This window comes from Microbacterium bovistercoris (assembly GCF_003387575.1).
GTDB lineage: Bacteria > Actinomycetota > Actinomycetes > Actinomycetales > Microbacteriaceae > Microbacterium > Microbacterium bovistercoris.
In genome coordinates, this window is the sequence record NZ_QUAB01000014.1 from 85,971 (window position 1) to 98,732 (window position 12,762).

At 70.1% G+C, this 12,762-nt stretch carries 13 protein-coding genes; 7 read left to right on the forward strand and 6 right to left on the reverse strand.

The genetic code is table 11. The features are described from left to right. The first annotated feature begins 19 nt into the window (after nucleotides 1-19). Nucleotides 20-631 (forward strand): hypothetical protein, encoded by a 612-nt coding sequence (locus tag DY023_RS02530; RefSeq protein ID WP_116240774.1) that lies wholly within the window; start codon nucleotides 20-22, stop codon nucleotides 629-631. A 37-nt stretch (nucleotides 632-668) separates the two neighbouring features. Then, nucleotides 669-1,073 (forward strand): DUF6157 family protein, encoded by a 405-nt coding sequence (locus DY023_RS02535; protein WP_116240775.1) that lies wholly within the window; start codon nucleotides 669-671, stop codon nucleotides 1,071-1,073. 3 nt (nucleotides 1,074-1,076) lie between these two features. Here the strand turns inward: DY023_RS02535 and DY023_RS02540 are convergent, their stop codons facing one another. Both DY023_RS02540 and DY023_RS02545 read right to left on the reverse strand, forming a co-directional pair. Next, entirely contained in the window at nucleotides 1,077-1,262 is a 186-nt protein-coding gene (locus tag DY023_RS02540; protein ID WP_116240776.1) for a PspC domain-containing protein, read from the reverse strand. 32 nt (nucleotides 1,263-1,294) lie between these two features. Next, nucleotides 1,295-2,923, reverse strand: a complete 1,629-nt coding sequence (locus DY023_RS02545) for an ABC-F family ATP-binding cassette domain-containing protein (RefSeq protein ID WP_116240777.1) — start codon at nucleotides 2,921-2,923, stop codon at nucleotides 1,295-1,297. Nucleotides 2,924-3,184: 261 nt separating this feature from the next. On the opposite strand from DY023_RS02545, the gene DY023_RS02550 reads away from it, so the two are divergent. After that, nucleotides 3,185-3,424 (forward strand): hypothetical protein, encoded by a 240-nt coding sequence (locus tag DY023_RS02550; RefSeq protein WP_147303245.1) that lies wholly within the window; start codon nucleotides 3,185-3,187, stop codon nucleotides 3,422-3,424. Here DY023_RS02550 and DY023_RS02555 read toward each other — a convergent pair. Beyond that, nucleotides 3,391-4,056, reverse strand: coding sequence for an alpha/beta hydrolase (locus tag DY023_RS02555; RefSeq protein WP_116240779.1), 666 nt, complete (start codon nucleotides 4,054-4,056; stop codon nucleotides 3,391-3,393). The two genes, DY023_RS02550 and DY023_RS02555, sit on opposite strands and share 34 nt — an antisense overlap. A 320-nt stretch (nucleotides 4,057-4,376) precedes the next feature. Here DY023_RS02555 and DY023_RS02560 point away from each other — a divergent pair, with 320 nt between their 5' ends. From DY023_RS02560 to DY023_RS02570, 3 genes are read left to right on the forward strand one after another with little or no spacing between them, the layout of a single operon-like run. After that, the gene (locus tag DY023_RS02560; protein WP_116240780.1) at nucleotides 4,377-4,964 is read left to right on the forward strand and encodes an NUDIX hydrolase family protein; all 588 of its coding nucleotides are present in this window, start codon (nucleotides 4,377-4,379) and stop codon (nucleotides 4,962-4,964) included. Nucleotides 4,965-4,977: 13 nt separating this feature from the next. After that, complete coding sequence (locus DY023_RS02565; RefSeq protein WP_116240781.1) at nucleotides 4,978-5,901, forward strand: aminoglycoside phosphotransferase family protein; 924 nt, start codon at nucleotides 4,978-4,980, stop codon at nucleotides 5,899-5,901. A 29-nt stretch (nucleotides 5,902-5,930) separates the two neighbouring features. After that, a complete protein-coding gene (locus tag DY023_RS02570; RefSeq protein ID WP_116240782.1) occupies nucleotides 5,931-7,835 on the forward strand; it encodes a M3 family metallopeptidase in 1,905 nt (634 codons plus the stop codon). Between the two features lie 63 nt (nucleotides 7,836-7,898). Here the strand turns inward: DY023_RS02570 and DY023_RS02575 are convergent, their stop codons facing one another. Next, on the reverse strand, nucleotides 7,899-8,966 hold the full coding sequence (locus DY023_RS02575) for a threonine aldolase family protein (protein ID WP_116240783.1): 1,068 nt from the start codon (nucleotides 8,964-8,966) through the stop codon (nucleotides 7,899-7,901). An 81-nt stretch (nucleotides 8,967-9,047) separates the two neighbouring features. Between DY023_RS02575 and DY023_RS02580 the strand changes: the two genes are divergently transcribed. Further along, nucleotides 9,048-10,502: an MFS transporter gene (locus tag DY023_RS02580; protein WP_116240784.1), complete on the forward strand. Its 1,455-nt coding sequence runs from the start codon at nucleotides 9,048-9,050 to the stop codon at nucleotides 10,500-10,502. A gap of 3 nt (nucleotides 10,503-10,505) precedes the next feature. Here the strand turns inward: DY023_RS02580 and DY023_RS02585 are convergent, their stop codons facing one another. Both DY023_RS02585 and DY023_RS02590 read right to left on the reverse strand, forming a co-directional pair. After that, nucleotides 10,506-11,153, reverse strand: coding sequence for an SDR family NAD(P)-dependent oxidoreductase (locus DY023_RS02585; protein WP_116240785.1), 648 nt, complete (start codon nucleotides 11,151-11,153; stop codon nucleotides 10,506-10,508). 99 nt (nucleotides 11,154-11,252) lie between these two features. After that, nucleotides 11,253-12,704, reverse strand: coding sequence for a DUF6421 family protein (locus tag DY023_RS02590; protein ID WP_116240786.1), 1,452 nt, complete (start codon nucleotides 12,702-12,704; stop codon nucleotides 11,253-11,255). Nucleotides 12,705-12,762: the final 58 nt, after the last annotated feature.

Below are 12,762 nucleotides of genomic sequence, written 5' to 3' on the forward strand. Positions count from 1 at the left end.
TCCCGTTAGCGTGGGATGCATGCACGATGCCGAGTTCGCCCGCCTGTACGGCGCGTGGGAATCGCGCACGCCGGAGGATGTCCGCGAGCTGTTCGCCGGCTATCCCGGAGTCTGGTGGATCGCCGGCGGCTGGGCGCTGCAGGCGTTCACCGGCGTCGAACGTGAGCACGAGGACATCGACCCCGGCATCCTCCGCGGCGAGCTGCCGCTGCTGCGCGCGCATGTCGCCGGCCGGCTCGACCTGTGGGGAGCGTCCTCCGGCGCGCTGAAGCCGGTGACCTCCGATGATCCCGACGACCTCCTGGAAGGGTGCGGTCAGGTCTGGGCACGCCGCGGCGCTGCCGACCCGTGGGAGTACGACATCCTGCTCGGGCCCGGCACGGTCGAGGAGTGGCGCTACAAGCGCGACGAGACGGTGCGGATGCCGATGGGCGAGGCCGTCTGGGAGCGCGAGGGCATACGGTACCTGCAGCCCGAGATCCAGCTGCTGTACAAGGCGAAGGGCCTGCGTCCGAAGGACGAGGCCGACTTCGTGACGACGCTGCCGTTCCTCGATGCGCGACGCCGCGGCTGGTTGCGGGAGTCGCTCGAGCGCACGCTCCCCGGGCACCCCTGGGCCACGCGGCTCTGACCGGCCGCGTGTCGGTGCCCGGGTGCATGCTGGAGTCATGGCAGCACACACCACGAACTACGTCTCGACGTTCATCGAGGTCGCCGAGGACTGCCCGGCCGATGCCGCGCAGGAGCCGCCGGCCGAGAAGCCGACCATCGCGGCGTTGCACTACCGGCTGATCGCCGAGGAGCCGTACGGCCGCACGTCCGACGACGTGATCTTCCAGACCCAGGTGCAGCGGCAGCTGCTCGACGACACGTCCGAGGCGCGCGAAGCGTTCTTCTCGAAGGGACAGGCCTGCCTGCGGTCGTCGCCGCTGGGCAAGCGCTACGGCTGGGGCATCCTCAGCGACGCCGAGGGACGCGTCACGCTGGTGCCGCGGGAGTCGGAGGAGTACGCGCGCCTCGCCGCCGACCCGACGATCGGCCACACGAGGGCGATGCGCTCGAAGCGCGCGTAGCGGTCACTCCTCGTTCGGGATCACGATCCACAGCAGGATGTAGGCCCAGAGCGACAGGCCTGCGAACAGGACGAGCAGCACGGTCAGCACGCGCACGGTCGTCGGCGTGAAGCCGAAGCGGTGCGCGACGGCGGCGCACACCCCGGCGATGATGCGGCCCTGGCGGGGACGGACGAGAGCAGATGACATGCTCCCATCCTCCCCGCCAGGCGCCTCGGATGTCACCCGATCTCGGCCAGCTGGCCCTCGGCATCCAACTCGAGCGTGAGATCGAGCCCGAGCTGCCCGAGGAAGGCGTCGTCATGACTGACGACGAGCACCGCGCCGCGGTAGGCACGCAGCGCCTCGACGAGCTGTCCGACCGTGTCGAGGTCGAGGTTGTTCGTCGGCTCGTCGAGGATCACCAGGTGCGGTGCCGGGTCGGCCAGCAGCAGCGTCGCCAGTGCGACGCGGAAGCGCTCGCCGCCGGAGAGCGCACCCACCGGCCGGTCCATCGCCGCCCCGCGGATCAGGAATCGGGCCAGCCGGTTGCGCAGCTCCTTCTCCGGCACGTGCGGTGCCGCCTTCGCGACGTTCTCGACGACGGATGCCGCGTCGTCCAGGCCGTCCACCCGCTGAGACAGGTAGCCGATCCGGTCGGTATGCGCCTGCGCGGTCAGTTCCGGATGCAGGTCGAACACCGGAGCATCCGCGGCATCCGGCCCTTCCGGCACGAGCCTGCGCAGCAGCGTGGTCTTGCCCACACCGTTGCGGCCGATCAGCGCGACGCGCTCCGGCCCCTGGATCACCCAGGCGTGCGAGCCGTCGCCGATGGTGGCGATGCGCCGGGCAGTGGACACGTCAGGGTCGGGCAGGTCGATCTTCATCGACGCATCGTCGCGCACGCGGTGACCCGCGGCGTCGAGCGCTTCACGCGCCGCCGACTCCTTCCCGGCGACCTCGGTGCGCAGTCGTCCGGCCGAGACCTCGGCGGCCATCTTCCGACCATGCGCGACGATCTTCGGCACCCGCTTCTCGACCTCGGCCTTGTTGGCCATCCGCGCACGGGTGGCCAGCTTCGCCTCGGCCTCGATGCGCTGCCGTTTCTCCTTCTTGAACGCCTGCTTGGCGTCCCGCTCGGCCTGCCGTGCGGCATCCTGCTCGGCGTCCAGCCAGGCGCGCCACTCCGAGTATGGGCCGCCGAACACGCTCAGCGTGCTGCCGTAGAGCTCTGCGGTGTCGTCCATCAGCTCCAGCAGCGAGACGTCGTGGCTGACGACGATCAGGGTGCCTCGCCAGCCGCGTACCATCTCGCCGAGCCGCGCACGCGCGTCACGGTCGAGGTTGTTGGTCGGCTCGTCGAGCAGGGTGATCGGCGCTCGTCGCAGCCGGATTCCGGCGACGGCGACCAGCACGGCCTCGCCGCCGGACAGCTCTCCGACCGTGCGGTCGAGGAACGACGGATCGAGCCCGGCGTCGGCGAGCGCGACCTGCGCGCGCGCCTCGACGTCCCAGTCGTCGCCGACGGCGTCGAAGTGCACGGGGTCGACGTCGCCCGCGGCGATCGCGCGCACAGCGTCGAGGGCATCGGCGACTCCGAGCAGCACCGCGACCCTGGCATCCGTGTCGAGCGTGAGCTGCTGCGGCAGGTAGGCCACGTCACCCGTCGTCGAGAGCGAACCCGACGTGGGGGTGAGGCGGCCCGCGATCAGGCGCAGCAGTGTGGACTTGCCCGAGCCGTTACGGCCGACGAGGCCCGTGCGCCCGGTGCCGAAGGCGCCGGAGACCGCATCCAGGGCGACCGACCCGTCGGGCCAGGCGAAGGTGAGTCGGTCGAGCACGACCGAGGAGGTGATTGTGGGGGTTGACATGAGCGGCTCCCGAAGATGTGCGGGTGCGCTGAACAACGGGTCCCCGAGAACAGGGGGACGGATGCCTGCGGGCAGGAAGGATCGTCGGATCAGCGCGTGGACAGGACGCGGAGACGACGATTCAGATCAATGGACTTCCCAACACGGCGGACAGGACTCGTCGAGGTTACCGGTCGACGCAGGATCGTGCAACCCGGGCGTGTTGCGATATCCGCCCTGCGGGGGATGCGGGGCACAGGATCTCCCCATACGGTGGGAGACATGAGCGGTCAGGGCCCGAGTCGGCATGAGATGCGGGCTCGCATGGGCTTCGCCGGAAGCATCGTCATCGGGCTCGGCGTCGCCGCGGCGATGAGCGCCGCGACGGGGGACATGGCGATCTCCGTCGCGGTGGGCGTCGGCGTGGCGATCGTGCTCATGGTCGTGTTCACCGGCGCGTTCCGACGGCGGCGCCGCCCGCACGACGATCAGGACGCCGGAGACTCCGACTCCGAGGCCTGATCCCGCCATGCCGTCAGGAAGACGCGCACATCGTTCAGCTCGGCCTCCGAGATCGAGTGCGTGAGTCCCTGATAGACCCGGCCGGAGAGCTCGGAGTGATCGGGCAGCCACTGCGCGGTGTGGTCGATCAGGTGCGGCGGGATGACGTCGTCGTGCGTGCCCCGGCCCCAGAACACCTTCGGCCGCTGCTCCGCCAGCACGGGGTCGTTCGGCAGGGCGCCCGGGGCGGCATAGCCGCTCAGGGCGACGACGGCGTCGAAGCGCGACGGCTCCAGCCGCAGCGCCTGCAGCGACACGGCGGCACCCTGCGAGAACCCCAGAAGGGCGACGGATACGGCATCCGCCGCCTCCCCGTCCAGCCAGCGCACCAGCGCCTCGGCCGCGGTCGTGATCTGCGCCGCGTCACGGGACTGCAGGTCGTCGATCGGGTACCAGGAGCGGCCGGGCATGGGCCAGGGCGGCGTGAGGGGAGCGGCGAGCGCCGCGACCGCGATGCCCTCGGGCAGGTACGGCACCAGCCCGAACAGGTCGCGTTCGTCGGCGCCGTAACCGTGCAGCAGCACGAGCAGCGGCAGTCCGGCGCGGTCGGCGGGCGACCAGAGCGTCGCCTCGGCGTCGATCGTGAGGGTCATGCAGCCATCCTGCCAGCGGCCGCCGACCTCCGCCGCGGGCGGTCCGCCGCGCGCGCCGGCGTCCGCGGTTTCGACCGCGTGGTCGATTTTGCATCCCGCAGGCCGCGTTGGCCTGTACTTTCGACCGCGTGGTCACAAATGCTCCTGGCGACCTTGACCTGCACTTTCGACCACGCGGTCACAAATGCTCCTGGCGACCTTGACCTGCACTTTCGACCACGCGGTCGGAAACGCCGCCACGGGGAGCTCCGCAGCTGCGTTTTCGAGCTTGCGGAACGGTCCGCCGGACCGCATCGGCTCCGCCCTGGTACAAATGAGGCATGGCGGTGCGCACACCCGATCCCGACCCCGATGGCGACTTCGGTTTCGACGGCGTGCCCGAGCCGGACGCCAACCCCGGCTGGCTGACCGAGATCGAGCTCGCCGAGGCGCGACGCCGGCTTCCGATGCTCTACGTCGAGGCCGTCCCGGTGCGCACCGACGGCTCCGGGCAGGTGACCTCGCTCGGTGTGCTGCTGCGCTCGACCCCGCTCGGCGAGATCACGCGCACGGTCGTCTCGGGGCGAGTGCGCTACGGCGAGACCATCCGCGACGCGCTGTTCCGGCACATCGAGAACGACCTCGGGCCGATGGCGTTCCCGCTGCTGCCGCCTTCGCCCGACCCCTTCACGGTCGCGGAGTACTTCCCGATCCCCGGCGTCAGCGCGTACAGCGACGACCGGCAGCACGCCGTCTCGCTCGCCTTCGTGGTGCCTGTCACCGGCACCTGCGAGCCCCGCCAGGACGCGCTCGAGGTGACGTGGTTCACCCCGGAGGAGGCCGCGTCCGACGCGGTCTGGGCCGAGATGGAGGGCGGACGCGGCACGCTCATCCGCCAGGCACTCGCCCACCTCGGCCTGCTGAGATGAAGGCCCTGCTGAGATGACCTGGAGTCCCGAGGTCTGGTCCTCGCAAGAATTCCTCGACGACCTCCGCGAATGGATCTCCCCGCACGTCGGGGAGGTGCGTTCGCTGGAGCGGGTCAAGGACCGCCCCTGGGCGGCCGTCTGGCGCGTGGATGCCGCTGCCGGTGTGCACTACGTCAAGCAGAACTGCCCCGCGCAGCAGCAGGAGGCGCGGGTGCTCTCCGTGCTGTCCCGCGTGGCGCCGGAGCACGTCGTCGCGCCGGTGGCCGTCGACGTCCGGCGCGACCTGACTCTCACCGCCGATCAGGGCCGGGTGCTGCGCGACCTGCCCGAGCATGATCGCTGGGCCGAGCTGCTGCGCGACGCGATGCTGCTGTCCCGGGCATCCGCCTCCCACCTCGATGAGCTCGCGCTGACGACGATCGATCCGGCCGAAGCCCGTGAGTACGTCGAGCGCGCGCGTGACGGGTGGCGCATTCCCGACGAGTTCCGCGAGGGCGTCGATGCCGCCCTGACATCCGCCGGCGACGCCGGTGAAGAACTGGCGTCGCTCGGTCTGCCACTCGCCCTCAACCACAACGATCTGCACGACGCGAACGTCTTCGCGCCGGAGGGGCGACTGCGCTTCTTCGACTTCGGCGACTCCGTCGCCTCGTCTCCGCTGGCGGCGCTGCGCATTCCGCTGGAGGGCTACGCCCGCAGATTGGGCACGGATGTCGCAGACGCGCGTGTGCGCGCGGCCGCCGATGCCGCCCTGGAGGTCTGGAGCGACCTCGCGCCGATGTCGCAGCTGCGGGCCTCGCTGCCCGCCGCCTGGCGGATCGCCGCGCTCGGGCGGGCGGAGTCCTGGCACCGTATCCTCAGCACGGTTCCGGAGCGATTCGTCGAGGAGGACTACCACGGCGCCGATGCCGACTGGCTGGCGGAGGCCGCCGTCTGACGTCGCCGCCCGCGCGTAGGCTCGATCGGGTGACTGAACCCATCGTCTTCCCGACCACGTCCGCCGACTGGCTCGCCTTCGCGAGCACCCGATCCGATGACCGGCTCGCGCACGCCGACGAACTCGTCGCCGCCCTGAAGGACGGCGCAGCACGCACGACGCAGGAGATCCTGTCGATCTGGAACGACGTGCAGACCGACGTGCACCGGGTGCGGGCCGAGGCCGAGGTGTTCAGCGAGGTGCATCCCGACCGCGAGGTGCGCGAGGCCGCTGAGGCGCGCGTCGCCGCGGGCGAGGCCAAGTGGACCGCGCTGATGGCGGATGCCGAGCTGGCCGCGATCTTCGCCGCCACCGACCCCGCAGGCCTCGACGCCGGCGCTGCGCGGGTGCGCGAGCACCTGCTGCGCGACTTCCGTCGCGGCGGTGCCGACCGCGACGAGCCCACCAGGGCGAAGGCGCAGGAGCTCGCCGCCAGGGACACCGAGCTCAGCCTGGCGTTCTCCCGCAACATCCGGGAGGGCCGGCGCGAGATCCGCGTGGCGCCCGAGGCGCTCGCCGGGCTTCCGGAGGACTTCGTGGCGCAGCATCCGGTGGGTGATGACGGACTCGTCGCACTCTCCACTGACGCGACCGACGTGATGCCGGTGAGCAACTACGCCGCGGACCGCACCACCCGGCTTGCGCTGACCGCGGCCCGCTCCGACCTCGCCTGGCCCGAGAACGACGCCGTCCTCGCGGAACTGCTGGACGTGCGGCAGCAGCGCGCCGACCTGCTCGGCTACGGCAGCTGGTCCGACTACGAGACCGAAGACCGGATGGCGGGCTCCAGCGCCCGTGTCGCGGGCTTCCTCGACGAGGTGGACGAGGCCTCAGGTGCGGCATCCGCCCGTGAGTACGACATGCTCCTCGCGCGCCTGCGCGAGGACGAGCCGGATGCCGAGACGGTCACGGCCGCCGACCAGCTGTACCTGCTGACGCGGATGCACGCCGAGCGCGTCGCCGTCGACTCGCAGGAGGTGCGCTCCTACCTCTCCTACGAGCGCGTGCTGGGCGGCGTGCTGGCCACTACCGGCCGGCTCTTCGGCATCGTCTACGAGCCCGTCGACGTGCAGACCTGGCACGAGGACGTGCGGTCCTACGACGTGGTGCGCGACGGTGTGCGGATCGGCCGCATCCACCTCGACATGCACCCTCGCGAGGGCAAGTTCAACCACGCGGCGTGCTTCGGCATCGCACCCGGGCTGCGCGGTCGTGTGCTCCCCGAGGCATCCCTGGTCTGCAACTTCCCGGCGGGCTTCATGGAGCACCGTCAGGTGCAGACGTTCTTCCACGAGTTCGGGCATCTGGTGCACGAGATCCTCGGCGGCGACCAGGAGTGGGTCGCGTTCTCGGGCGTGGCCACCGAGTGGGACTTCGTCGAGGCGCCGAGTCAGATGCTCGAGGAGTGGGTGTGGGATGCCGAGGTGCTGCAGTCCTTCGCGCTCAACGACGCCGGTGAGCCGATCCCGGCCGCGCTGGTCGAGCGGATGCGCGAGGCCGACGCCTTCGGCCGCGCCCTGCTCGTGCGCACGCAGCTCGGGCACGCGCGCGTCTCCTACCACCTGCATGTCGATCGCCCGGGCGATCTGGCCGCGGCGACCGACCACTGGTACGAGGTGTCGACCCCGGTGGCTCGGATCGCCGGCACCCACTCGTACGCGTCCTTCGGGCACCTGACCGGCTACGGCGCCTGTTACTACACGTACCAGTGGAGCCTGGTGATCGCCCGCGACCTGCTGACCGGCTTCACCGGTCTGCTCGATCCCGAGTCGGCGGCGCGCTACCGCCGTGAGATCCTCGAGCCGGGCGGCAGCCGGGATGCTGCAGACCTGGTCGAGTCGTTCCTCGGGCGCCCGTTCACGGTCGACGCGTACCGGGAGCACCTCGGGTCCTGACCGCCCTTCGACAGGCTCAGGGCCCACGAACCGGGGTGCTGAGCCTGTCGAAGCGTCGTGCGCTCAGGCCGTGGTCAGGCGCCCGAGCTCGGCGACGAACGCATCCACGTCCGACTCCTGCGTGTCGAAGCTGCACATCCAGCGCACCTCGCGACGGGAGGCGTCCCAGTCGTAGAACCGGAAGCTCTTGCGCAGCTCGTCGGCGACGCCCTCGGGCAGCACCGCGAAGACGCCGTTCGACTGCGTCGGCTGCGTGAACTCGACGCCGCGCACCGAGCCGTCGGCCAGCCCGGCCTCGACTTCGGAGCGCAGCCGCTGCGCCATCGCGTTCGAGTGCCGTGCATTGCGCAGCCACAGGTCGCCCTCGAGCAGTGCGATCAGCTGCGCCGAGACGAACCGCATCTTCGACGCCAGCTGCATGTTGAACTTGCGGCCGAAGATCAGGCCGTCGGAGGCCTCGGGGTTCAGCACCACGACGGCCTCACCGAGCATCGCGCCGTTCTTGGTGCCGCCGAAGCTCAGCACGTCGACGCCGACATCGCGAGTGAACGCGCGCAGCGGCAGGTCGAGCGCGGCGGCGGCGTTCGAGATGCGGGCGCCGTCGAGGTGCAGCTTCATGCCGTGGCCGTGCGCGTGATCGGCGAGCGCACGGATCTCGTCGGCGGTGTACAGCGTGCCCAGCTCGGTGGACTGCGTGATCGAGACCACGAGCGGCTGCGCGCGGTGCTCGTCGCCCCAGCCCCAGGCCTCGCGGTCGACCAGCTCGGGGGTGAGTTTGCCGTCGTCGGTGGGCACGGTCAGCAGCTTGAAGCCGCCGACCTTCTCGGGGGCGCCGGCCTCGTCGACGTTGATGTGCGCAGTGGATGCGGCGATCACCGCGCCCCAGCGCGGCAGCATCGACTGCAGCCCGGTGACGTTGGCGCCGGTGCCGTTGAAAACAGGGAAGGCCTGCACGCCGTCGCCGAAGTGGCCGCGGAAGACCTCCTGCAGCCGCTCGGTGTACTGGTCCTCGCCATAGGCGATCTGGTGGCCGTCATTGGCCTCGGTGATCGCCTGCAGCACCTCGGGGTGGATGCCGGAGTAGTTGTCGGATGCGAAGCCGCGCACGGCGGCGTCATGCAGAGTGCTCACCGGACAAGCCTACGGGTCATCGGATGTCACGATCTGCGCGCAGCACTGTCGGATGTCGGTCGTCCCGCCTACCCTCGACCCATGCGGAGTTTCCTGCAGGTCCTGGTGAACACGTTGGTGGCGAACGTCACCACGAGCTTCCTGTGGTTCGCGCTGACGTTCTGGGTGTACCTCGAGACGAAGAACGTCATGGCCACGGGCATCGTCGGCGGTGCCTACATGCTGCTCATCGCGATCTTCTCGATCCTGTTCGGCACCATCGTCGACCGGCATCGGAAGCGCTCGGTGTTCGTGTTCTCCAGCGCGTTCACGGCCGTCGCGTTCGTCGCCGCCGGATGGCTGTATCTCTGGCAGCCCGAGCAGGCGCTCCTCGACTTCGGCGGGCCGTGGTTCTGGCTGTTCTGCGGTGTCATCCTGTTCGGCGCGGTGGTCGAGCAGATGCGCAACATCGCCCTGTCCACCACCGTGACGCTGCTCGTGCCGGTGGAGCGGCACGCGAACGCGAACGGCATGGTGGGCACCGTGCAGGGCCTCGCGTTCCTGGTCACCAGCGTGTTCAGCGGCCTGGCGATCGGGTTCCTGGGAATGGGCGGAACGCTCGTGATCGCCATCGCGCTCACGATCGTCTCGCTCGTGCACATCCTCTTCGTGCGGATCCCCGAGGAGCGCCCGGTGGTCGACCCGGATGCCCCCTCAGCGATGGACGTGCGCGGCAGCATCCGCTCGATCCGCGCCGTGCCTGGCCTGTTCGTGCTGCTGTTCTTCGCTATGTTCAACAACCTCATCGGCGGGGTCTACATGGCGCTGATGGATCCGTACGGCCTCGAGCTCATGTCCGTCCAGCTGTGGGGCATTGCGCTGGCCGTGGCGTCGACAGGGTTCCTCATCGGCGGGGCGATCGTGGCGTCCGCGGGGCTGGGGCGCAACCCGATCCGCACCATGCTGCTGCTCGTGGTGGCGATGGGGCTGCTCGGCTCGTTCTTCACGATCCGCGACTGGTGGCCGGTGTACGTGGTCGGCATGTGGCTGTACATGATGCTGATCCCGGCCGTCGAGGCGGCCGAGCAGACCGTCATCCAGAAGGTCGTGCCGTACGAGCGGCAGGGGCGGGTCTTCGGCTTCGCGTCGGCGATGGAGGCCTCGGCGGCGCCGATCACCGCGTTCCTCATCGCGCCGATCGCGCAGTACGCCATCATCCCGTACGTCGAGTCGCCCGAGGGCCGTGCGACCTGGGGCTGGCTGATCGGCGACGGCGCTGCCCGCGGCATCGCGCTGATCTTCTTCTTCTCGGGTATGGCGATCGTGCTGCTCGCACTGATCGCGTTCACGACGCGCGCGTATCGCCGGCTGAGCGCGGCTTATGCCGAGGGCGGCGAAACCGGCGAAGGCGAGGGCTCCGCAGAGGCCACGACGGACGACAACCCGGCCGAGACCAACTCGGCCGCGATGCCGGCGGATGCCACGCCGCTGGCCGCACGCGGCGGAATCGCGGATCCCTCCGCGCCATCGGGGCACGTCGAGGGACGCGAAGAGTGACGCTCAGCCGGCCAGGTCGATGATCTGGTCGTTGAGTCCGTTCGCGGCCGAGTCCCACAGTCGGACCACGGACCGAGCCAGCAGGTCGGGCTCCAGCGCGCCCTTCGCGCGGAACACGACGGACGCCGCGCGCAGCGGCTCCCCGGCATCCCGCGCCGCCTTGGTGAATCCCTGCGCGACGGCACGCGCCCAGGTCTCGCTCGCGGCCTTGACGCTCGCGTAGTTCGCGCCGCCGGCCAGGGGGCGGGCGACGGCCGTGGATGACACGATCGCGAAGCGACCGGCATCCGACGCCCGAAGAACGGCGTCGAAGGCGCGGCTCGTGGCGCGCACAGCCGCGAACGCGGGAAGGAGCGCGGCGAGGTCGTCATCGCTCTGCCCGGCGAGACCGCCGCCACCGCGCCAGCCGCCGACCAGCGGCAGCACGCCGTCAACAGGTCCGAGGCGCGCGGCCAGGGCCGTCATCGCCTCGAGCGAGGTCGCATCGGCGATCTCGGTCTGCGTGCCCGCATCCGCGAGCGGCGCGAGACGCTCCGCCGAGCGCCCGGTGGCGATCACGCGCGCGCCTCCCGCGATCAGCGACTGCGCGACGGCGAGCCCCGCCGCACTCGTCGCGCCGGCGATGACGACGGTCTTCCCTGAAACGCTCATGCCCTCACCTTCCCATGCCTTCACAGCTCCGGTCTCAACGGTTGCGGGTGTTCCGGCCGGAACACCCGCAACCGTTGAGACCGGAGCGGCGGAGGAGCCTCAGTCGTCGGTGCCNCGGATCCCCACGGTCGACTCGATGACCGGCTTCATCTTCTTGTCGAGCGTCTCGAAGAACATCGACAGCGGGAACTCGTCGTCCATCACCGCGTCGGTGTAGCCCTTCGGAGCGCCTGCGAGGATCTCGTCGCTCAGACCGCGGGCCCACTGCGAGGCCGGGTGCGGGGTCAGGGTGCCCCGCACCAGCTCGTACGCGGCCAGCCAGTGCGCGACCTTCGGGCGGTCGATCGAGTGCCAGTACAGGTCATCGATCGCGTCGCCGAGCGCGACGACCGCGTCGGGCACGTTGTCCCAGTCGAACGCGAGAGCGGTGTCGGTCCAGTGCAGCACGCCGCGCTGGTGCAGCCACGCGAACAGCAGCTGGCCGCCGACAGCGTCGTAGTTGCGGGTGCGGTTGCCCGTGATGGCGAAGCGGAAGATGCGGTCGAAGATCACCGCGTACTGCACGAGGTGCGCGTAGTCATGCATCTCCTGCTCGGTCTCGGTGAGCTTCTCGCCGGCGGCGATGCGGGCGTCGAACGCGCGCTCGATCCTGACCGACTCGCGGAACGCCGTCATGTCGCAGCGCATCTCCTCGAGCGAGTACAGGAAGAACGGCATCCGCTGCTTGATCATGAACGGGTCGAACGGCAGGTCGCCTCGCATGTGAGTGCGGTCGTGGATGATGTCCCACATCACGAACGTCTTCTCTGCCATCTGCTGGTCGTCGAGCATTGCGGCCGCACGCTCGGGCAGCTCGAGGTTCGTGATCTCGGTCGCCGCGCGCACGACGCGGCGGTAGCGGGCCGCCTCGCGGTCCTGGAAGATCGCGCCCCAGGTGAACGATGGAATCTCGCGCATCGCGACGGTCTCGGGGAACAGCACGGCCGAGTTCGTGTCGTAGCCCGGCGTGAAGTCGACCAGGCGCAGCGAGACGAACAGCTTGTTGCCGTAGTCGCCGGCCTCGAGGTCGGCGATGAACTCCGGCCAGATCGTCTCGACGATGAGCGCCTCGACGAGGCGGTCGCTCGATCCGTTCTGGGTGTACATCGGGAAGACCACCAGATGGCGGATGCCGTCGACACGGTGCTGCTGGGGCTGGAAGGCCACCAGCGAGTCGAGGAAGTCCGGCACGCCGAACCCCTCGTCCGCCCAGCGGTCGAAGTCCGCCACCGACGCGGCGAGGTACTCGGCGTCGTGCGGGAAGGCGGGGGAGAGGGCGCGGATGCCGGCGGTGATGGCGCCGACGAGCTGCTTCGCCTTCTCGTGGTCGGCGACCTCGGGGATCGATCCGTCCTTGATCTGCAACGCGCGGATCGCGATCGCGGCGTCCTTGAGCTGCTTCCAGGCGGCGGTGTTCTCAATGTGCTGCGCCTGCACTGAGCCTGTCGAAGTGTCCTCGACGACCTCGGGTTCGCCGATGATGGCGTGCGTTGCGTGAGTGAGAGTGGACATCGGGACCTCCGATCGTCGATGAGACGGAAATTTTCCGGCGTATGCCGGATTCAACCGC

Coding starts and splice junctions, on each gene's coding strand:
- DY023_RS02565 (WP_116240781.1), top strand. CDS start 4,978: ATGACCTGGAGTCCCGAGGTCTGGTCCTCGCAAGAATTCCTCGACGAC.
- DY023_RS02580 (WP_116240784.1), top strand. CDS start 9,048: ATGCGGAGTTTCCTGCAGGTCCTGGTGAACACGTTGGTGGCGAACGTC.
- DY023_RS02545 (WP_116240777.1), bottom strand. CDS start 2,923: ATGTCAACCCCCACAATCACCTCCTCGGTCGTGCTCGACCGACTCACC.
- DY023_RS02585 (WP_116240785.1), bottom strand. CDS start 11,153: ATGAGCGTTTCAGGGAAGACCGTCGTCATCGCCGGCGCGACGAGTGCG.
- DY023_RS02555 (WP_116240779.1), bottom strand. CDS start 4,056: ATGACCCTCACGATCGACGCCGAGGCGACGCTCTGGTCGCCCGCCGAC.
- DY023_RS02530 (WP_116240774.1), top strand. CDS start 20: ATGCACGATGCCGAGTTCGCCCGCCTGTACGGCGCGTGGGAATCGCGC.
- DY023_RS02540 (WP_116240776.1), bottom strand. CDS start 1,262: ATGTCATCTGCTCTCGTCCGTCCCCGCCAGGGCCGCATCATCGCCGGG.
- DY023_RS02535 (WP_116240775.1), top strand. CDS start 669: ATGGCAGCACACACCACGAACTACGTCTCGACGTTCATCGAGGTCGCC.
- DY023_RS02560 (WP_116240780.1), top strand. CDS start 4,377: ATGGCGGTGCGCACACCCGATCCCGACCCCGATGGCGACTTCGGTTTC.
- DY023_RS02550 (WP_147303245.1), top strand. CDS start 3,185: ATGAGCGGTCAGGGCCCGAGTCGGCATGAGATGCGGGCTCGCATGGGC.